A 22,421-nucleotide genomic window follows, 5' to 3' on the forward strand; every position below is an offset into this window, starting at 1 on the left:
TATAATTATAAATTAATTTTTCTCCACTCACTTGGAGTTACTCCAACAATATTTTTGAATTTACGATAAAAATAATTTTTATTGGTATACCCCACTAAAATCCCTATTTCACTAGCTTTAAGAGTTGTATCTGATAATAATTTTTTAGCTTTATTAACTCTAAAGTTATTTATATAATCTGAAAATAATGTTCCCGTTTCTCTTTGGAATAACTGGCCTAAATATATAGCATTAATATTTAATTTATCGCTTATTTCTTTTAAATTTAAATCATGTTTATAATTATCTTCTATATACTCTAGTAACTTTAATATAACAGGGCTTATGCTTTCGTTTGCTTGTTCTAATTTAGTTTGTATATGCTTAAGCATATTAATTAATTGAAGCTCTATTTCATCTACAGTACTATGATTATTTACTATACATTCAAAATATTTATGCAAATCTTTTATAATTTTAGATTCATTAAAATAATTATAGACATTTAAAAATATTTCTACTGATTTCATTTTAATTTGTTTTGGAGTTAAATCTTCTTCACTTTTTAGTTCTCTAAAAATTTGATTAATGTAGTCTGAAGTTTTAGATATATCTTTATTTACTAACATTTTTTTTAACTCTTCAAACTCTATATACGTATCATTTTGTTTTAATCCCTGCTCTTTATAAATTTTAACCCACGATTTATCTGAACATATCATTTTATATTCATTAATTTCTAATGAAGCTTTATAACTTTTGTATATATCTTTAACTGAATCTACATATTTGCCTACACTTATATAAACTAAAGAATTGCTTTCTTTCATTATATCGGCTTTAAGTTGAGATAATTCACTTGTTAATATATCTTTATTTTTTTCATTAACAATTAGTAAAGCTCTAGATTTAGATTTTATACAGTATATAAATTTATTATTTTTTATTTTTTCTTTTAATATGATGCTTATATCGCAAGATATGTCACTTAGCTCTATCATAGCTACACAATAATTATCTTCTTTAAATACTATATTTAATTCCTCTAAATCACTTGTAGTACTTTCTTCGTATTCTTCAGTTAATAATTTTAATAGTAGGTTATTTTTTACTATGCTTTTATCTAGTATATTTTTTTCTTTTAGTTTTATATTTTTGTATACATTTTTTAAGTTTTCAGATAATTCATCTGTATCTATCGGTTTTAGTAAATAATTTTCTGCACCCATATTCATAGCACGTTTAGCGTATTTAAACTCTTGAAATGCACTAAGTACTATAAAGTTAGTATCATAATTTTCTTCTTTTAATTTACTAATTAATTCTAAACCTGTCATTTTAGGCATCATTATATCTGTTATTATTAAATCAATATCACATTTTATTATCTCATTAAATCCATCTTCTCCATTACCTGCACTTCCAACAATATTAAAACCATATTCTTCCCAAGGAACGATGTATCTTAATCCTTCTAATATAAATGGCTCATCGTCTAATAAATATACACTATACATCTTCATCCCCATCCTTTAAAATTGGTAGCTTGATTTTTACAATAGTCCATTCAAACTCTTTGCTACTGATTTCTAACCCATAGCTATCTCCAAATTTTAATTTTAATCTGTTATTTATATTCATTAATCCTATTGAATTTGTTTTTTGTAGGTTTTTTACAAGTTGTTCTTTAATCATTAATAAGACTTTTTCATTTATTCCAACCCCATTATCTTTTATAACGATTTCAATATCTTCATTTAACTTTATTACGTCTATTTGTATCTTATTATCGCTTCGATCTTTTCTTATACCATGGTTTATAACATTTTCAACTATTGGCTGTAAAATAAATTTTGGTACTATATAATCCATTGATTCTTCATCAATATTTATAGTATAGTCAAATATTCCTTTATACCTTGTACAACATAGATTTAAATACATCTTACAATATTTTATTTCTTCACTTAATAAGACCATACTTCCATTGTTATAAGTAGAATACCTAAACATACCTGCTAAACTGTATATCATACCTGCTACTTCTGTATTCTTACTAGAAAGTGCACACATTCTTATAACTTCTAACATGTTATATAAAAAATGAGGCTTTATCTGTGCTTGAAGTGCATTTATTTCTGCTTGCTTTTGTTTAACCTGAGATATATAATTTTTATTTATATTATATTGTAGACTTTCACTCATTTTATCTATTCCCATAGCTATCATGTCTAACTCATCATCTTCTTTTTCTATATTAAATCTCGCATCTAAGTTCCCTTTTTTAATTTCGTCTATACATCGCATCATTTTTTTTAATTTTAATGAATATCTTTGTATTATAAAATAAGTAATTAATATTATTGTTAGAATACATATTAAAGATATAATTCCTATTTTTAATACAATACTTTTTATACCTAAGGCTTCATTATTTATTAAACTTATATATTTAAGTTTGGTTTGAGCATCCTCTTTAAGGCTAATTATAGGCTCATTATCAAGCAAAGTTTTAACATGTATAGTATTATTTTTTGGCGAATAACTTTCTTGTCCTATTTTTTTAATGTAATCTTTTTTAATATTTTTATCTGAACTAAATACTATATCTTTATTTTCATCACAAATAACTAAATCTCCCTTTAAGTTTGTGTTTTTTAGTATTTTATTTAATTCATTTATATCAAAATATATATCCAGATACCCTATTGTATACATAGAATCTACATTTTTTATAGGCTTTGTAATTTTTCTCATCGATGAGTTTTGCTTTTTTAAGTTGTACCACTTATTATGATTTAAGACTATCTCACTTTTATATTCCTTATCCTTATCATTAACTACTACTGCTAAAACATCACTTCTATTAGATAGCATCGTATCTAGCAAGTACTTTAAATCAATTGGAGTTTTGCTTCTAATTGAGAATCTGTCTAATTTATAACTTAAATATTCTTCATATGATGATGTTGTTAAAACCTGAATTTCATTTGTTACATCCGATTGCGTATTTACACCATTTATAATTGAATTACTGATTGTATTTTGTTCTTCAAATCTTTTTTCTATATTAAATATTACTTCTGAATGGATATTTAGCTCATTTTGAATTTCATTTTCTATATAGTAACTTAAAAATATATTTGCTAGTAAAAATATAGATATTATGGTTATAGCTGAATATATAAGTAACATTTTATTGAATAATTTATTTTTTATATACTTAGTGTATAGTCTTTTCAAGTCGCCACTCCCTATGCGCTAAGAGTTTTCTTTAAATGTAAAAATCTCTTGTATAATATATGCATTACCCAATAAGACGGTATAACCATAAAGAAAAATGGAATTAATCCTGGACTACCTTTTACAAAATAATAAATTAATCCAAATCCTATTCCTATTAGGACTGTTTGCATTGGACTAGTTAATGCTAGTATAAATGAGTTCTTTATATAATCTTTTATACTCAATTCAAAGTGCACATATGTAGGGAAGAAGTAAATAAATGCTACACTTACAAAGAATAATACTGCCATTACTAATATATATAGCGCTGTTGAATATAAAGCTTCCATTTTATATAAAATATTAAGATCCATTGCTAAAAATATAAATACACCAACAAAAAACAGACCACATTTATTAGTATTTTTAAATTCCTTTATATATACATCTTTAAATGTTTTAAATATAGGTATATCTAACTCGCCTTGAACCCACTTTCTTAGTATATAAAATGTTGTTACTGTTGCTGGCATAATACCTAGTACTACACCTCCCATTACGGTAAATGCAACCCATAGAAAGTTGAGTATTAAAAATCTGTAAATCCACTCACAAAAATTGATTAGTATTCCATCTAATTTCATAAAATCACCCCAGTTGTATTTTTGTTTATTATCATTTCAGTATAAAACATTTTCCCTAGTTACATTATAATATATTAAAATAAAAGTTTTAAGCCTATTTTATAATAAACTTAAAACCTTTATTTTCAAATATTAAATATGAGAGCAAATTATTTCCATATTACCTTCTATTTTAAAGTCTTTTATCTCAAATGGTAATATAAAATTAACTCCCTTATTTAATAAATATTCTCTAGAGTCTAAATGTATTTTACCACTACCTTCTAAGACACTATATAACGTAAATGGTTTATCATGTGTAAATTTACATTCTCCAAATATATCTAGCTTATGTACACTAAAGAATTCATTACTTATAAAAGTTGTACATTTATATGTATCCTTTGAAACTACACTATAGTTATTATTATCTTCGATATGAGGAACTGTTGAAACATCTATTGATTTTTGTACATGTAATTCACGTTTATTTCCATCATTATCAACTCTATCATAATCATAAACTCTATATGTAGTATCTGAGTTTTGTTGAGTTTCTAAAACTAAGGTTCCTTTACATAACGCGTGTATAGTTCCGCTTGGAACATAGAAAAAATCTCCCTTTTTAATTTTAACTCTTCTAAGAAGATTATCCCACTCATCGTTTTCTATCATTTTTTGTAATTCTTCTTTATTTTTAGCATTATGTCCAAATATCATCTCTGCATCATCATCACAATCTATAATATACCAACATTCTGTTTTTCCAAGTTCTCCATTTTCATTTACTTTAGCGTATTTATCATCTGGATGAACTTGAACTGATAAATTATCATTTGCATCTAATATTTTAGTAAGTAAAGGGAATTTTTCTCCTCCTATATTCCCAAATAATTCTCTATTTTCATTCCAAACTCTAGATAATGTTTTTCCTTTATACTTTCCATTTTGTATTTCACAATCTCCATTTTCATGAGAACTTATAGCCCAACATTCCCCTGTATTATCAGATGGAATATCGTAATTAAATTTATTTTTTAACTCGCTTCCGCCCCATATTCTATACATAAATAAAGGCTTTAAAAATAATGGTTCCATAAACATATTATCTCCTTAAAATTAATCTTGCTCATATTTCTTAAATTTTATAGTATATAAAAAAGCTGCCTTTTAAGACAGCCTTTTACTAATTTCCTATAGCTATCGTTGCTATTTCAGATTTTGTTAAACTAATTGAATCTTCTATGATATTTTTCATATCTTCTTCCAATATATTTGTTTTGTACTTTTTACCTTTTATTTCACACTTATTTATATTTAATGAAGAATCTTCATCTGATGCATTAAATACTCTAAGTATTGTCTTATTATTTTCATTTAACTTTAATGTAGACCACATTATCTCCTTACCTTCAATGTCTAATAAATTATAATTATGACTTATTCCATCTGCCTTAAGATCTAGTTGTTTAGTGATTACTGGCACTTGGAACATGTTAGCTTCTCTAAATGATTCATACATATTTCGTCCATGAGTTATAATTTCTAATTCTGCTTCATATTGTCCTTGACACTGTGCTTGGGGAGTTTCAAACACTCCCCAGTCTCCTAGCTCTCTAACACTTCTAAGAAGAGTTACAGCTATATGATTTCTTTTATCATTTAACATCTCATACTCGTTTAAACCTTTGTTTGCTATTGTAATACCATAGTCTTCATTATGAACATTTACAAAACTATGTTGATGTTGGCAGTTACTTGGATTTTCCCAAGTTTCATAAGTAGTATTACTTCTTTTTGCTACCTCAAAGATAGATTCTGCAAAATGAACATCAGATTTTATATCTGTAGCAAATAACATTCTCATTCTATGGTCTTTAGCTATATTATTAAATGATGATTTTATTTTTAATCCTTTAGATGATTTTTCTAACGTTAAAGTTGTCTTTATTATTAATGTTACAGTTTCTTTAAGTCTTTGAGATTTTCTATGTTTAAATTCTAAAACTTCTTCTATCTCTTCATTTAATAATTCATTTGCACTAGATGGTACTTCAAAATTATGAATAATTTCAACTACTGCTTTATAAGGTAAGTCCTCAACTACTTTTATATCTGCTTTTATATCTTTTGTAGTTAAAGGCACTTCTCCAACTGGTTTCATATAAATATATTCATTCCCTATATCACCAGTATTTTCATATATACATAAGTCTTTAAATTCTTTATTAGTATTTTTATCTAGTATATTAACTGATCCATTTTCATTTATTTTAACTTTTATATTTTCATTTTCTAATGTATTTTCGTTTACTAATGAATTTTTAGATTCATTGTCTATACTTTCATCATCTTTTACTAAAGCATATGTATCCCATCCAAATGATTTTATATTTTTAGTTTCAAGTTCTACTCTAACTAATCTACAATAGTATGGCTGTCTGAATTTATCATCTGGTAAATCATAATCAAACTTTATTCCTAAATCAGTTATTTTTGCATCTATTTTATTTCCATCTATATCTACTACTTTAAATTTAGGTAATGATACCTTCCTCATTTCCTTAGCTATTTCATTAGGATGACCTTCTCTGAAATACTTTTTATAAAGCTTAATATCAGTAGCTACTACTGAACATCTATCATATCCTGTAGTATTTACTACCATAAACGGATGTACTTCTTCACCTAATTGTAAAAATTTTTCTGTATTAATTTGACTACCTAAATACATTAAACTTTCATTTATTATATACTTTGCAACGTCTTTTGCTTTATCAAATCTTGCTACCATTTCTCTGTGTACTTCATCTACACTACAACCACATATACTATCATGAGGATGATTTTTCATTAAAGATTTCCACCCATATTCAAATAAGTGATGAGGATATTCAAATCCAAAGCTGTGTGCCATAGTTGCTAATGGTTCAGCTACTTTTTCAAATAAAGTTTGGCATAATTGATTCCACTGTTTCAAATAAACTCTAGCTGAAGCAGTATTTACTAATGTATACCATCCATCAGTTTGTTGACTTCTAAGCTCTCCTTTTATAACTTGTAAATCATCATTCATATTTTCTCTTAATTCTTTTACATAGTCATCAAAATTAGAATGTACAAATTCTATATCATCGTATAAATCTTTTGCAGTATTTATTGCCTTAGATAAATCTGTTTGTATTGGTTGATGATCACACCCATTCATAAATAATAATTGATTAGAAGATGCAAACTTTGATGCATCATTTAGTCTTTTATCCCAATACTCCTTTGCTTCATCAGCATATACAGGAACTTCCATTCCATTACAATACCAATTTGCAAATAATATACCTAATACTCTTGATCCATCTGGTGATTCCCAATACATTTCTGAATATGGTGATTCAAATTTATCATCTGCACTTACTTCATTATTAAATCCTGTTGGCTTTACACCTCTTCCAAATGCTGCAGTATATATCCCAGCTTGTTTTAATATTTGAGGAGCTTGCCCCATATTTCCAAAAGAATCCGGGAAATATCCTACCTTAGCTACGTCTTTGTTATATTTTCCTGCATCTTTATGACCGTATTGTAAATTTCTGATATTCGATTCACTGCTAGTTAAAAATTCATCCTGTAATACATACCATGGACCTATTTTTAATTTTCCTTCTTTTATTACTTTTTCTAATAATTCTCTTCTCTGTGGCCTTACTTCTAGGTAATCTTCTAATAAAACAGTTTGACCATCTAAGTGATAATATTTAAATTCATGATCATTTTCAAAAGTATCTAAAAGTGTATCCATAGTTTTTATAAGCATCATATGATGAGTTTCATATGGTAAATACCATTCTCTGTCCCAATGTGTATGAGATATTATGTGCGCTTTTTTTCTCATTATTTTAGTCCCCCATTTTATAATATTTATTTGAATTTTGTTATTTTATAGAGTTAAGGTAACTTCCTTACCGTAGTTAGTATAAAGTAAGAAAGTTACCTTTGGAGTATATATAAAATTTAAAATAGTTAGCTTATTTATTCATTTTTATCTTTATTGTTTTTATTTCATAAGGAGTTAATGTTAAGTTTATTTCTTTTTCATTTCTTAACTCTTCTATAGCTCTTTCCATTAAATCAGTTTCTTGCCATGCATTTATTTCATATCCACTAGTTATATTTACATATTGCTTACTTCCTGCATATTCATGCAAACGAATAACCACTGCATCTTCATCTTCACATTTCTTTATAGCATCAACTAATACATACGCATCATTGAAGTTAAACATCTTATTTGGTATATCTTCTCTTATGCATCCATTTATATAAGTTAATGGTTGATTTAATTCATAAGCTGCTTTAACTGTATTACCTTCAATGAAGTCTTTGCTATGTGGAAGTAATGAGTAAGTGAAGTTTTGCTCTCCTTGATCTTGTACTGGATCTGGATGAGTAGCTGATTTCAATAATGTTAATCTTATTACATTATCTTTTATATCATGACCATACTTACAGTTATTTAATAAACTTACTCCATAATCTCTTTGAGATAAGTCTACCCATTGTTGAGCTACAGTTTCAAACCTTGCCATATCCCAACTTGTATTCCAATGAGTAGGTCTCTTAACATTACCAAACTGAACATCATAAGTTGCCATTGTACTTCTTACATCTACTGGGAATGCTACTTTTAATAATTGCTTTTGCTCTCTCCAGTCAACATTAGTTACAAAGTCTATTCTTCTATTATCTGCATACACTACCATGTCTTGGTTTATAGTAGTATTCATATATTTGTAGCTAAATCTTACAACTGCTTTTAGGTTTTTACACTCTATTAACTCTATATTTTGTAAATCAGTAACTTCTCTCATTTTTTCTTGGTAATAGATATCTATATCCCAAGCTTCATGTGCCATTGGCTTATCTTCAAACATTTGTAGAACATTTCCTCTTTGTCCTTTAGCTAATACTTCTCTATTATTAGTTTTATCAAATATAGAAGTTAATTGACCAACTTCATTCCATTTTATTTTATAGTTAGGAGTAGTTATTTCATACTTACTATATTTAAATACTTCTCCATTTTCTTCTATAGCTTCTTCCTTTAAAGTTATTCTTTTCCATCCTGTTGAAGGAACATCTTTAACCTTTACTATATACTTTCCTTTTTCTTTTTGTGCTTCTAACTTATTTCCATCTTCATCATAGAAATTACCTACTAAATCAGTTTCTATTTCTACAACTTCAGTTCTATCCCAGTTAGCATTATTTATAACTGTAAAAGTTCCTTCTTTTTCATTCACTAGCGTTTTATTAAATTCATCCCTCGCATCAAGTGCTAAATCCTCAGCTTCTTTATATTCTATTTTTGCATCTTCATAAACTTCTGTAATTGAAGAGCCTGGTATTATATCATGGAATTGATTTCTAAGTATAGTTTTCCATCCTTTAAGTAAGTTAGTACTTGGATATAATGCCCAATCATTATTTATTAATGAATTTACAGCTCCTAACCATTCAGTTTCTCTATATAAAAGTTCTAATTTTCTATTCATCATTTTAGTATAAGCTTGGCTTGTATATGTTCCCCTATGATACTCTAAATATAATTCTCCATCCCAAGTATGAACATATTCGTTAGTATTTTCTACTTTTTCTCTTAAAGCTTTGAAATACTCTCCTGCTTTTCCTGTTTTAACATTTGGAAGTCCTGGCATCTTATCTAATCTTCTTCTATACTCTAGCATTTCACGGTTTACACCACCACCGCCATCTCCAAATCCATAAGAAACTAAAAGATCTTTAGTTAAGTTTTTATCTGTATAAGCATCCCATACACCTTTTACAGTTTTTGGTGTAAGCCTTCCATTATATGTGTAAAACCATGATCCCGGTTGACTCCATGGTTCTGGAGTAGTTATAAAGTGAGTTAATATTTCAGAACCATCTATACCTCTCCAGTTAAATGTATCGTGTGGCATTCTATTGTATTGATTCCAGCTTATTTTTGTAGTCATAAATGTTTTTATACCTGATTTTTTTAATATTTGAGGTAAAGCCCATGAATAGCCAAATACATCTGGCAACCATAAATATTCAACATCTTTGTTAAATTCTTCTTTTATGAACCTTGAACCAACTAATAATTGTCTAACTAATGATTCTCCTGATGGTATATTACAATCTGCTTCTAACCACATACCTCCATCAATCTCCCATGAACCATCTGCTACTTTTTGTTTTATAGCTTCATATAATTCCGGATAATCATTTTTTACATATTCATATAATTGTGGCTGTGTTTGTAAAAATACATACTCTGGATATCTTTCCATAAGCCTAAGTACTGTAGAAAATGATCTAGCGCATTTTTCTCTAGTATGTTTTAATCTCCATAACCATGCAACATCTATATGAGTATGACCTATACAAGTTACATTAACTACTGAGTGCTTATCTATTTTATCTATTTCTTCATTTAAATAATCTGCTGCTTTATGAGCTGATTCATAGAATGATTCACTTCCTGGGTAAGACCAATCTATAAATTTAAAAGCATCATTTAGTATTTTTGTTAAATTAACTTTATCTACAGAGTACTCATCTAACTCCCCTATTGTTTCTAAAATTACCATTGCATTATAATATAAATCATCCATTTTTTCATCTAGCCATGCAATTTGTGCTCTATTTATACGATGTTCTTGATCTCTTTTTACTCCTCCACCTTCAAGTCCTGTCCATAGTCTAAACATTAACTCTAAGTTAGTTCCTGAAGTCCCTTCTGGGAAAAATACTTCTTTATGGTTGCTATCAACACCTTGGTATGGCTTATTATTTAAATAAAATAACGATTCAAACCCTGAGTTGTTACCCGCTCCTGTTTCCCCAAAATCAAATATACCAACTACCTTATTTTCTCCCCAAGATTTAGGTACTTCTACAACTTTATTCATCCAAAGGTATAAATCTCTACCTTTCCAAGTTTCCCCTGTTCTTATTACTCCATCAAATTCTGTTGGTATTTCAGGATTTATATCTCTATCACCATTTAATTTAGTATTAAAGTATTCAAGCTCTATTAAATCTCTATATCTATAATTATCTAACTCATGTATTCTATTTCTAAGTTTATCTATTGTATAAAACATATTGTCCTCCCCTAAAACCTTTTTATATAAGTTTTCTTATTCATATTTCGATTATAATTTAGAAACGTTTTCAATGTCAATTTTCTACACATATATACTTATTTAGTGCAGTTTTTATAATATGAGTATAGCTGTTTATTATAAAGTTTACTTTGCTCATATCGCCAACACGTTTCTCAAGTTTAAATATTTATATTATAGAAATGCTGCTCCTATTATTCCCGCATCAGACCCTAAAGTAGCACATACAACTTTTGCAAACTCTTCATTCCTATAAAGTACATACTCTCTTATAATTAGTTCTATATCTTTAAGTATGATATCAGATGCTCTAGATACTCCTCCGCCAATAGATATAATCTCTGGATCTAATATATTTATAATACTAGCCATCGCTTTAGCTAAATACATTTTAAATCTAGTAATTATCTTTATGGCTACTTCATCACCTTGTCTATAGGCATCAAATACAATCTTAGCAGTTATTTGTTCTAGATCACCTTCAACAAAATCTAGTATTATACTTTTTCTACCTTCTTTTATTAGCTTTCTAGCATACTTTATAATTGCAGTTGCTGAGCAAAAAGTTTCTAGACATCCATTATTTCCACAGTTACAATCAAAATAGTTTTCTCCTATTATTGCATGACCTATTTCAGATCCCATACCGTGAGCCCCTGTAAATGCTTTTTCATTTATTATTATTCCACCACCAACTCCAGTACCTAGAGTATACATAACTGCAACGCTAGCATCTTTCATACTTCCAAATTTAGCTTCACCAAGTGCAGCTACTGTAGCATCATTTTCAGCATTAACTTTAACTTCAGGAAATCTTCTTTTTAAAGCACCCATAAAATCAACTTCAAACCATCCTAAATTTACACAGGTTACTAATCCCGTTTTGTTTATAAAGCTTGGAACACCAAAACCTATGGATTCTATAGTGTTTATACTTAAGTTATTCTCCTCTAATAAACTCCTTACTAGAGTATTTATATCATCCATTACCTTATCAAATCCACCATCGATATCAGTTTTGCACTCTTTTCTAAAAAGAATTTTACCAAACTCATCAACTATTCCAGCTTGAATCCCTGTTCCCCCAATGTCAACTCCAACAAAATACATATTTTCCTCCTTAAAAACTTTTAACTTTATCATATTTTAATTTATTTATATATCACTTTTTAGAAAAGTAATTTAATTCTTTGATTAACTCCTTAATTCTATATTATATTAATGATTTTAATAGTAAAAGTTCAAATATCTAACTTTTTCTATACTTATCTTATATTCAACTTTAAAATCTACAGTTTTATGAAAACATTTTCTTTATTATATTTAATCCATACCTTATACTAATTACTATAAACATTAATTCGAATCAACCATTGGGGGTATTTAGTATGAATAAGCTTGAATCAATAAAACTATTTAATGACTTACAACAAGTATCAAAAAAATATAGTAATTTAGAATTAAAAAATAATGAAAAAGAGTTAGAAGACAATAAAAAATTTAATTCTTTAATTCAATTTTATAAATCAAACATTAATCAAATAAAAGAAAGAGCTCATCTTATATCTAAAGAAACTAGGGAAGAGTTAAAAAATTCAAACTCTAAAGATATTTATAAAACTCTTCTTCAGCTTAATAATTTCGCTAGTGATAAATATAAAAATTTAAGCTTAAGTAATATGGATATGGAATCTACTACAGTTAAAGCAGTTATGCTTACAACTATAGATGAATTAATTCTTATAAATGAGTCTATTAAAAATAAAGACTATTTAAAAGATAAAAATACTTACTTTTATATCTATGAAAAAATTACTGTAAATGCATTTTTGACTTTTTTAGCTTTAAAAGATATGGATATTGAAAAATATAAAATAGATAACTTATCTCAAGCTATACTTAGCCAAATCCAAACTCTATCTTTTATATCTTTATAATAAAAACTTTTTGATTTATCAGATATGGCACTTAATTTTTTAAGTGTCATATTTTATTGTTTCTACTTAAAATTTATACAAGTTGATATACTTGATATATTTTTATTTATTTATTCTTTAATAATATACATGTATAATTATCTTAATTACACTGTATCAACAATGTTTTTTATAGTCAATAATGCTTTTTAAAGTTGTATATTAAGTTGATATTGTTGGTATATATCAAGGAGGTAACTTTGCTAATGAATGATAAAAATTCTCCATTATATATGAAAATTAAGGAATATTTACTAGATCTTATTGATAAAAATAAAGATATTCCAAATTATAAACTTCCATCTGAAAATCAATTAGCTCTTAAATTTGATGCAAGTAGAATTTCAGCTAAAAACGCAATAAAGTCCCTTCAAAATGAAGGTCTAGTTTACAGGCTTCAAGGAAAAGGAACTTTTATAAATCATAATATAAATTCCCATTGTAAATCTTTAAAAAATACAACAGACTCTATTAAGATTTCTAATTCTAAAAATGAGAATATTATATGCATGTTAATACCATGGATAGATAGTAGATTTGCTATAAATATAATAAATGGAGCTAAGGAATATCTTGAATCTAATGATTTTAAGTTAGTATTAATGATTACCGATACAGACCAAGATAAAGAAAAAGAACTTATAAAAACAGCTTTAAATATGAATTGTAGAGGTTTAATTATTTTCCCTAGTGATAACCAAATATATAATCCTGAAATTTTAAAACTTTCTCTTAATAAGTTTCCTACAGTATTAATAGATAGAAAATTAGAAGGTTTAGATATAAGCTATATTGCTAGTGATCATTTTAATTCTGCTTTTAATGCCACTGAGTATTTAATTAATAAAGGCCATACTAATATAGGTTTTATTAGTCCTAGTCCTAAAATTGCATCCTCTGTATGTGAAAGAATACATGGATATGAAAAAGCTTTAAGTTCTAGTGTTGGATTAAGAGATCAGTTAAAATTAACTCTTCCATTCGAATTAGAAAATAGAACTCAACTATTAAAAAATTTTTTATCTAAAAATAAAGATATCTCAGCTATAATTTGCGATGGAGGAATGACAGGACTTAGCTTAATTAAAATAATCTATTCTCTAGGTCTTAAGTGTCCTGATGATATAGAACTTATTCTATATGACAATGAATTTGAGCAATACATGGATTTTCTTCCATGCAAGCCTATTGTAATAGAGCAAAATCCTCATGAAATAGGATATGCTTCGGGTAAAGTTTTACATAATCTAATAGCTAATAAATCATCACCTCAAAGTATAACAATAAACGAAAAAATCATATTTTAGTATATAAAAATTAAAGTGCTGATATATTATCAGCACTTTAATAACAATTGTTATATTCTACTTTGATAGGAATAACCTTATCTAGATTTGTTCCGTGGGCAGTTATTTTTATACATCCGCTACCAGAACATTCAGCTATAAATGTTGTAAAAAAACATCCATCTCCAAAACTTATTGCTGGGCTAAAAGTCATTGTTCCTAAGTCGTAATCGGATAGTTCAAAGTTTATTATAGCATTTCTTACAGGATGACCATGGCCATCTACTAATACTCCAAATATCATCTGCTTACCACCTGGATTTAACTCTATTTTATATGGAAACATATATTTTAGACAAACTTGCTTAGGTCCTTGGTGCTGAACGTTCTTATGTTTTTTTCCTCTAGAATAATCTTCATTATTAACTTCACTTAATTCTATATTGCACTCATGTTTTAATTTATTTTTTAAAAATTCATGAAGTTCTTCCTTTGTCTTAATTTCTTTACCTTCTATAAATAAAGTATCCATACATCCCCCACCTTTATATTCTAAAATAGCATCTTAAAATATATTATGATTTAGTAGAGTAACATATTCCTTTATATAAAAAATTCGCTTCGCTTAAGCTACTGTGTTGGCGCTACACTTCATCTTAATCCGTTACTCTAAAGCTTTTTTACGCTCCCCAAGTTAGTGGATATTACTTATGTGTAGTAATTATTTATCGTTATTGAAGTAATTTAGTTTCCTTAAGTGTAAAAAAGTTCTAGGAAAATATCCTAGAACTTCTTTTTACTTTTTTCTAAACATATCTTCGATTTTTTGACCAAAAGTTCTTTTCTTCTCATGAACTTCTTCTCCACACTCTTTAGCGAATTCTCTTAATATATCTTTTTGTTTTTCATTTAATTTTCTTGGTGTATCAACAACTACTTTTATATATTGATCTCCTCTAGAGTTTCCTCTTAGTCTTGGTATACCTTTTTCTCTTAATCTAAATACCGTTCCAGTTTGAGTTCCTTCTGGTACTGTATATTTAACTTTTCCATCTAATGTAGGAACTTCTATCTCATCTCCTAATGCTGCCTGAACAAATGTAATTGGCATATCGAAGTAGATATCATTTCCTTCTCTAGTGAATAATGGATGAGATTTAACATTTACTACTATATAAAGGTCTCCTCTTGGTCCACCTTTACTCCCAAGTTCACCTTGACCTGAAAGTTTTATCATTTGACCATCATCTATACCCGCTGGTATATCAACTTCTATAGTCTTAACTTTTCTAGTACTTCCCTGTCCATTACATTTACTACATGGAGATTCAACTACTTCGCCTTCTCCATTACACTCACTACAAGTTCTAGAACTTGCTATATTTCCAAATGGAGTTCTTTGTACTGTTCTAACTTCACCGGCTCCATTACAAGTAGGGCAAGTTTTCTTTGATGTTCCAGGTTTAGCTCCACTTCCGCTACATTCACTACACTCTTCACTTCTATTTATTTTTATAGACATTTTTTTACCAAATGCAGCTTCTTCAAAAGTTATATTTACGTCTTGTCTAATATCAGCTCCGCGTTCTGGACCTCTTCTTCTAGCCCTTCCTCCGCCGAATCCTCCACCGAATATATCACCAAACATGTCTCCGAATATATCTTCAAATCCGCCGAATCCTTGACCACTAAATCCACCTTGGCCAAATCCACCTTGACCATTTACACCTTCATGGCCAAATTGATCATAAGTTCTTCTTTTAGTATCGTCTGATAAAACTTCATATGCTTCATTTACTTCTTTGAATTTTTCTTCAGCTTCTTTATTATCAGGATTTCTATCTGGATGATATTTCATCGCCATTTTTCTATATGCTTTTTTAAGCGCTTGTGCGTCTGCATTTTTATCAACGCCAAGGACTTCATAATAATCTCTTTTAGTACTCAAATTTTGCCACCACCTTCATTTTACAAAACAATAGCTTGTAGAATATCAAACTACAAGCTATTATCTCTATTTAAGCAATTATTGCTTTAGAAAAGATACTCTTTTCTTTTAATATATATTATTATATACAAATACTTCTATTTGTGTAAATTATTTTTCATCATTTACTTCTGTAAAGTCAGCATCTACTACATTATCATCTTGTGCTGATCCTGCTTGCTCTTGTCCTGGAGCTTGTTGTTCATCCCCAGCTTGTTGATACATTTGTTCAGAAACTTTATGGAATTTATTCATTACTTCATCCATAGCTTTCTTGATATCTTCAGCTGTTGCATCTTCTTTTTCTTTAACAGCTTTTAAATTAGATATGGCAGTTTCTATTGCAGACTTATCGTCAGCACTTACTTTGTCACCTAATTCATTTAATGTTTTTTCTGTTTGATATATTGTAGAATCAGCTTGATTTAATGCTTCTATTTTATCTTTCTTTTGCTTATCAGCTTCAGCATTCATTTCAGCTTCTTTTACTTTTTTCTCTATTTCTTCTTCAGATAAATTAGTTCCTGAAGTTATAGTTACCTTTTGCTCTTTTCCTGTTCCTAGATCTTTAGCAGTAACATGAACTATACCATTAGCATCTATATCGAAAGTAACTTCTATTTGAGGTATTCCTCTTGGTGCTGGTGGTATATCTGTTAATTGGAATCTACCTAAAGTACTATTATCATAAGACATACTTCTCTCACCTTGAAGTACATGTATATCAACAGCAGTTTGGTTATCTGCAGCAGTTGAGAATACTTGAGACTTCTTAGTTGGTATTGTTGTATTTCTTTCTATTATCTTAGTCATTACGTTACCCATAGTTTCTATTCCTAAAGATAGAGGAGTAACATCAAGAAGTAATAAATCATTAACTTCTCCAGTTAAAACACCCGCTTGTATAGCAGCACCTGCAGCAACACATTCATCTGGGTTTATTCCTTTATGAGCTTCTTTTCCTATAAACTTCTTAACTGCTTCTTGAACAGCTGGTATTCTAGTTGATCCTCCAACTAATAATACATCATCTATATCAGATGTAGATAATCCTGCATCTTGTAATGCTCTTCTTGTTGGTTCCATAGTTTTTTCAACTAAGTTAGAAGTTAATTCATCAAACTTAGCTCTTGATAAGTCTAAATTCATATGCTTTGGACCTTCAGCTGTAGCTGTTATAAATGGTAAGTTTATATTTGTAGACATTGTAGATGATAATTCTTTTTTAGCTTTTTCAGCAGCTTCTTTTAATCTTTGAAGAGCCATTTTATCATTTCTTAAGTCTACACCTTCAGCCTTTTTAAATTCTTCAGCTAAATAATCTATTATTATTTGATCAAAGTCGTCTCCACCTAATCTGTTGTTACCAGCAGTAGCTAAAACTTCGAATGTTCCATCTCCTATTTCAAGTATCGAAACGTCAAATGTTCCTCCACCTAAGTCAAACACTAATATTTTCTTTTCTTGATCTAACTTATCCATACCGTAAGCAAGAGCTGCTGCAGTTGGTTCGTTTATTATTCTCTTAACATCAAGACCTGCTATTCTACCTGCATCTTTAGTTGCTTGTCTTTGAGCATCTGTAAAGTATGCTGGAACTGTTATAACAGCTTCTGTTACTGGTTGACCTAAGTAAGCTTCAGCATCAGCCTTTAATTTTTGTAAAGTTATTGCAGATATTTCTTGCGGAGTATAATCTTTACCATCTATATTAACTTTATAGTCTGTTCCCATATGAGTTTTTATAGATATTATTGTTTTGTCAGCATTAGTAACTGCTTGTCTTTTTGCAGGTTCTCCTACTATTCTTTCACCATCTTTAGTAAATGCCACTACTGATGGAGTAGTTCTCATACCTTCTGCATTTGTTATAACTTGTGCTTCTCCACCTTCAAGTACTGCAACACAAGAGTTAGTTGTTCCTAAGTCAATTCCTATCACTTTTCCCATGATTAATATCCTCCTTAATTGGTTATATATTAATTTTTATATTCTTATTTTAGTATTTTAACTTCATTTTTTATATGAAGAATTATTAATTATTTTATGTTTTGTATAAACTTATTTTAGCAAGAAACTTTAACCATACTAGCTCTTAGTACCTTTGTTCCTAGCCTATATCCTTTTTGAAGAACCATAACTACTTTGTTGGCTTCAACTCCATCTATACTTTCTTGCATTACTGCTAGGTGTAGATTTGGATCAAAATCTGCATCCTCAGCTTCTATTTCTTCTACTCCAAATTTTACTAGAGTATCTTTAAGTTGCTTATAAACTAAATCTATACCTTTATACATGTTATCTTCTTTATCTTCACATGCATCTAATGCTCTTTCCATATTGTCTATAACTGGTATTAAATCACCTATCATTTTTTCATTTGCAAATAAACCTATAGTTTCTTTTTCCTCTTGTGTTCTTCTTCTATAGTTTGCATATTCAGCTTGAAGCCTTTGATGTTGATCATTAAGTGATTCTATTTCTTCCTTTAGCTTATTTTCTTCTAACTTAGAGTTTATATCAGATATATTATCTCCTTGGTTAGATTCTTCACACTTACACTCTTCTTGACAGTCCTCAATCTTTTCAGTCTGAGATTCTTGTTCTAAAGTGCCTTTATCTTCTTTTAACTCTTCTTGTTGTATGTTATTTTCTTCCAAGATATTACACCCCTTAGTTATTTTATTATAAATTTACTTTCTATTAAATAATAGGCTCATATAATTGACTATTGAATAGATTCTTGCATAATCCATTCTTGTAGGACCAATAAAACTTATACGACCTACTAAATCTTTATCAATATTATATGTTGCTGTAACTATACTGCAATCTTTAGCCAACTCACAGTCATTGTCACTACCTATTATTATATTTATATTATCCTTTTGTATTCCTTTAGATCTAACCATGCTAGTTATAGTTTCTTTTTTCTCAAGCATATTTAAAAAAGATTTCGCTTTTATTATATCGTTAAACTCCGGATAACTAAATATATTGGTAGCTCCATTTAATGATACTGATAAGTCTTCTTCTGATATATTAAAGTTAAGTGTATTTACAAGTTCATCTATAAATGCTGAATACTCACTTATCTCATATTTTATAAATGCAATTAATCTATTGTCTAGCTCTGTTATGCTTTTTCCTGATAATTTATTTGTAAGATTATCAGAAATTAGGTTTAATTTAGATTGATCTAAATTAATGTTAGTTAAAAGATTTGCATTTTTTATATCACCTTTGTCTGTGACCACTATTAGTAGAATTTTATTGTCACCCATTCCTACCAATTGTATGTGCTTTATAACACTTTGATTTACTAAACTTTTAGTCACAGCTACTGTTGTATAATTAGTAAGCTGAGATAATAACTTAGAAGTCTCATGAATTAAATCTTTTATATGATTTACATTTTTTTCTAAACATTGTTCAATTAATAGCTTTTCATCATCTCTAAGCTCATTTTGAGACATCAGCAAATCTACATATAATTTATATCCCTTTTCAGAAGGAACTCTACCTGCAGATGTATGTGGCTGAATTAAATAGCCTAGTTCTTCAAGATCAGCCATTTCATTTCTTATAGTAGCTGCACTAACGCCTAGATCATGTTTCTTTGATATAGTTCTAGAGCCTACAGCTTCAGCCGTTTCTATATAATCTTTAACTATAGCTTTGAGGATATTTAGTTTTCTTTCGTTTAGTTCCATTTTTTCGCCTCCTCGCTGTTAGCACTCACTAAATTCGAGTGCTAAAAAGATTATATATATTATATATCATTATATTTTTTATTTGTCAACACCCTTAAATTAATCTATAAATTCTATAAATATACTATTTGATATTTCTCTTCCTTTCTGAGTAAGTCTAATCCCAGTTATATCCTCATTTATAAGTTTTCTTTCTTTTAATTTTTTTATTTTTTTACTATATTTTTCCTTAAAATTTATATTAAATTCTTCTTTAAAATCTTTGAACTTTATTCCTTCATTCATCCTAAGCCCCATAAATATTTTTTCTTGAATTTTATCATCTATAGTTAAATTTTCTTTACTTTCTATTGGTTTCTCATTTAAAAATAATTTTTCATGATATTCTTTTAAAGATTCAACATTCTTATATCTAAAATCATTTATATATCCTGAAGCACCTGGCCCAAGTCCTATATAATGATTACATTTCCAGTATAGTATATTGTGTTCACATTCACATTTATCTTTTGCATAGTTAGATATTTCATATTGGTTATATCCATTACTTTTTAAGTAATTTATAGTATAGTTATACATATTAATATCTGTATCCTCATCTATAACATTAAATTCATTATTTTCATACATTTCATATAATTTTGTACCTTCTTCTAATATAAGTGAGTATGCTGATATATGTGATGGATTTAAGCTAACTATTTTCTCTAAACTTTCTTTCCAATCTTCAAAAGTTTGATTTGGAAGTGCATACATTAAATCTATATTAATATTATTAAATCCAACTTCTAATGCATCTTTATAGTTTTTTTCAAATTCATCATAAGTATGTATTCTTCCAATAGATTTTAGATGGTAATCTTGAACAGCCTGTAATCCAATGCTTAGTCGATTTACACCAATTTCTTTCATCATTTTTAACTTCTCTTTAGTCAAGGTTCCAGGATTACATTCAACTGTTATTTCTGCATTTTTTTTTACATTAAAATATAAATTTATATTTTCAAATATATATTTTAGTTCATTACTATTTAATATACTTGGTGTCCCTCCTCCTAAGAAAACACTTGTAATATAATTATCTTCTTTCAAATTTTTACTATATAGTTCCATCTCTTTTTTCAAGTCTTTTAAATATTTATCTTTCGCTATTTTATCCATTTTAAATGAATTAAAATCACAGTAATTACATTTACTTACGCAAAATGGAATATGTATATATAATCCTAGCATTAATTTTCCTCTTTTCCTAATTTTATACAACTTAAATTATACCTTTTTATACTATATCAAGCTATCATATTATATTGATTTAGGGAATTTAAAATTTATTTATATTTAATTTTAAATTCCCTAAATCAATATAATTTAAACCTTATATTTATATAATTTTAAAGGCCTTTACCTAAAATATTAAGCAAAGACCTTTATAAAATATAAAAATTTAATTACTTTTTTTGCTCATATATGAATATATCGGAAGTCCTATTAATGTTATAATTATACCTCCTAATGCTATTGTTGTTGCTGTTATTAATTGATTTAGTATAACAAATATACCACCTGCTATAGCTATTAACGGTATAACAGGGTAAAGAGGAACTTTATACGGTCTTGGTAAGTCCGGATAATCTCTTCTAAGCTTCATAACCCCTATAAATGTTAATACATAAAATACCCAAACTATAAATATAGTTAAGTCAGTTAATAAATTAAACTGCCCTGATAGTGCATATATACAAGCTAGTATAGCTATTAACCATATTGAGTTGTATGGAGATCCTCCACTATTAACCTTTGATAGCATCTCACTACATGGAAATGTTTTATTTTTAGCTAGTGTATATGGTATTCTAGGTCCTGTAAGTAAATACCCATTCAGTGTACCAAATACTGATATAAGTATACCTATAGTTATTACATCTCCTCCTATAGGTCCAAATATTTTAGTTGCTACTAATGTCGCCGGTGCTGTTACTTTAGCTAATTCACTTGCTGGAGCTACCCATAAATACGCTAAATTTATAACTACATATACAGCCATTACAAGAGATAATCCTCCTATTATAGCAGTTGGTAAATCTCTGCCTGGATTTTTCATCTCTCCAGCTATAGCGCCTACATTTATCCATCCATCATATGCAAATAATGCGGCTATCAACACCTGACCTAAAGCTTTATTTATAGTTACACCTTCTCCAACCATAGGACTTATAATTGGATTTCCACTTCCTTTTACAAAACCAAATATTATTATTAATATTAGTGGCAATAATTTGCAAACCGTTGAAACTGTTTGTATACTACCTCCTAAAGATGAACCTACAGTATTTAATAATGCTAATAAAATTATAACACCTATAGCTACAGGTAAAACTATGGCCATGTTAGATGATGCATACCCCATAAGTTCTGCAACTTGTTGTGCAAATATTACAGCTAAAGCTGCTGCTGTTCCTGGGAAAA

At 28.1% G+C, this 22,421-nt stretch carries 16 protein-coding genes; 2 read left to right on the plus strand and 14 right to left on the minus strand.

What is annotated here, in order from left to right; translation table 11 throughout:
* Window positions 1-5: 5 nt before the first annotated feature.
* The 7 genes from JWF52_RS01415 to JWF52_RS01445 all read right to left on the minus strand — a co-directional run bounded on the left by JWF52_RS01415 (window position 6) and on the right by JWF52_RS01445 (window position 12,103).
* A complete protein-coding gene (locus JWF52_RS01415; RefSeq protein ID WP_208331573.1) occupies window positions 6-1,496 on the minus strand; it encodes a response regulator transcription factor in 1,491 nt (496 codons plus the stop codon).
* Window positions 1,489-3,222: a sensor histidine kinase gene (locus JWF52_RS01420; protein WP_208331574.1), complete on the minus strand. Its 1,734-nt coding sequence runs from the start codon at window positions 3,220-3,222 to the stop codon at window positions 1,489-1,491. Before JWF52_RS01420 ends, JWF52_RS01415 begins: the two co-directional genes overlap by 8 nt.
* An 11-nt stretch (window positions 3,223-3,233) precedes the next feature.
* Window positions 3,234-3,848 carry a YesL family protein gene (locus JWF52_RS01425; RefSeq protein WP_208331575.1) on the minus strand — a complete coding sequence of 205 codons (615 nt, stop codon included), beginning with the start codon at window positions 3,846-3,848 and terminating at the stop codon, window positions 3,234-3,236.
* Between the two features lie 132 nt (window positions 3,849-3,980).
* Complete coding sequence (gene manA, locus JWF52_RS01430) at window positions 3,981-4,925, minus strand: mannose-6-phosphate isomerase, class I (protein WP_353654850.1); 945 nt, start codon at window positions 4,923-4,925, stop codon at window positions 3,981-3,983.
* An 88-nt stretch (window positions 4,926-5,013) separates the two neighbouring features.
* On the minus strand, window positions 5,014-7,716 hold the full coding sequence (locus JWF52_RS01435) for an alpha-mannosidase (protein ID WP_208331577.1): 2,703 nt from the start codon (window positions 7,714-7,716) through the stop codon (window positions 5,014-5,016).
* Window positions 7,717-7,849: 133 nt separating this feature from the next.
* Entirely contained in the window at window positions 7,850-10,972 is a 3,123-nt protein-coding gene (locus JWF52_RS01440) for an alpha-mannosidase (RefSeq protein WP_208331578.1), read from the minus strand.
* A gap of 195 nt (window positions 10,973-11,167) precedes the next feature.
* Window positions 11,168-12,103: an ROK family protein gene (locus JWF52_RS01445; protein ID WP_208331579.1), complete on the minus strand. Its 936-nt coding sequence runs from the start codon at window positions 12,101-12,103 to the stop codon at window positions 11,168-11,170.
* A 278-nt stretch (window positions 12,104-12,381) separates the two neighbouring features.
* Here JWF52_RS01445 and JWF52_RS01450 point away from each other — a divergent pair, with 278 nt between their 5' ends.
* Both JWF52_RS01450 and JWF52_RS01455 read left to right on the plus strand, forming a co-directional pair.
* Complete coding sequence (locus tag JWF52_RS01450; protein ID WP_208331580.1) at window positions 12,382-12,930, plus strand: hypothetical protein; 549 nt, start codon at window positions 12,382-12,384, stop codon at window positions 12,928-12,930.
* A 245-nt stretch (window positions 12,931-13,175) separates the two neighbouring features.
* Window positions 13,176-14,276 carry a GntR family transcriptional regulator gene (locus tag JWF52_RS01455; RefSeq protein WP_208331581.1) on the plus strand — a complete coding sequence of 367 codons (1,101 nt, stop codon included), beginning with the start codon at window positions 13,176-13,178 and terminating at the stop codon, window positions 14,274-14,276.
* 37 nt (window positions 14,277-14,313) lie between these two features.
* On the opposite strand, the gene JWF52_RS01460 is transcribed toward JWF52_RS01455, so the two are convergent.
* The 7 genes from JWF52_RS01460 to JWF52_RS01490 form a co-directional block, all read right to left on the minus strand.
* Window positions 14,314-14,787, minus strand: coding sequence for a hypothetical protein (locus tag JWF52_RS01460; RefSeq protein ID WP_208331582.1), 474 nt, complete (start codon window positions 14,785-14,787; stop codon window positions 14,314-14,316).
* 264 nt (window positions 14,788-15,051) lie between these two features.
* Window positions 15,052-16,203, minus strand: a complete 1,152-nt coding sequence (gene dnaJ / locus JWF52_RS01465) for a molecular chaperone DnaJ (protein ID WP_208331583.1) — start codon at window positions 16,201-16,203, stop codon at window positions 15,052-15,054.
* Window positions 16,204-16,353: 150 nt separating this feature from the next.
* Window positions 16,354-18,192 (minus strand): molecular chaperone DnaK, encoded by a 1,839-nt coding sequence (gene dnaK / locus JWF52_RS01470; protein ID WP_208331584.1) that lies wholly within the window; start codon window positions 18,190-18,192, stop codon window positions 16,354-16,356.
* A 116-nt stretch (window positions 18,193-18,308) separates the two neighbouring features.
* Window positions 18,309-18,902 (minus strand): nucleotide exchange factor GrpE, encoded by a 594-nt coding sequence (gene grpE / locus JWF52_RS01475; RefSeq protein WP_208331585.1) that lies wholly within the window; start codon window positions 18,900-18,902, stop codon window positions 18,309-18,311.
* A 33-nt stretch (window positions 18,903-18,935) separates the two neighbouring features.
* Complete coding sequence (hrcA, locus tag JWF52_RS01480) at window positions 18,936-19,955, minus strand: heat-inducible transcriptional repressor HrcA (RefSeq protein ID WP_208331586.1); 1,020 nt, start codon at window positions 19,953-19,955, stop codon at window positions 18,936-18,938.
* A 99-nt stretch (window positions 19,956-20,054) separates the two neighbouring features.
* The gene (gene hemW, locus JWF52_RS01485; protein WP_208331587.1) at window positions 20,055-21,188 is read right to left on the minus strand and encodes a radical SAM family heme chaperone HemW; all 1,134 of its coding nucleotides are present in this window, start codon (window positions 21,186-21,188) and stop codon (window positions 20,055-20,057) included.
* A gap of 211 nt (window positions 21,189-21,399) precedes the next feature.
* Window positions 21,400-22,421 (minus strand): APC family permease (locus JWF52_RS01490; protein ID WP_208331588.1); only part of this gene is annotated, 1,022 nt, incomplete at its 5' end.

Origin of the sequence: Clostridium sp. CCUG 7971 (genome assembly GCF_017590215.1) — a bacterium.
Lineage (GTDB): Bacteria > Bacillota > Clostridia > Peptostreptococcales > Peptostreptococcaceae > Faecalimicrobium.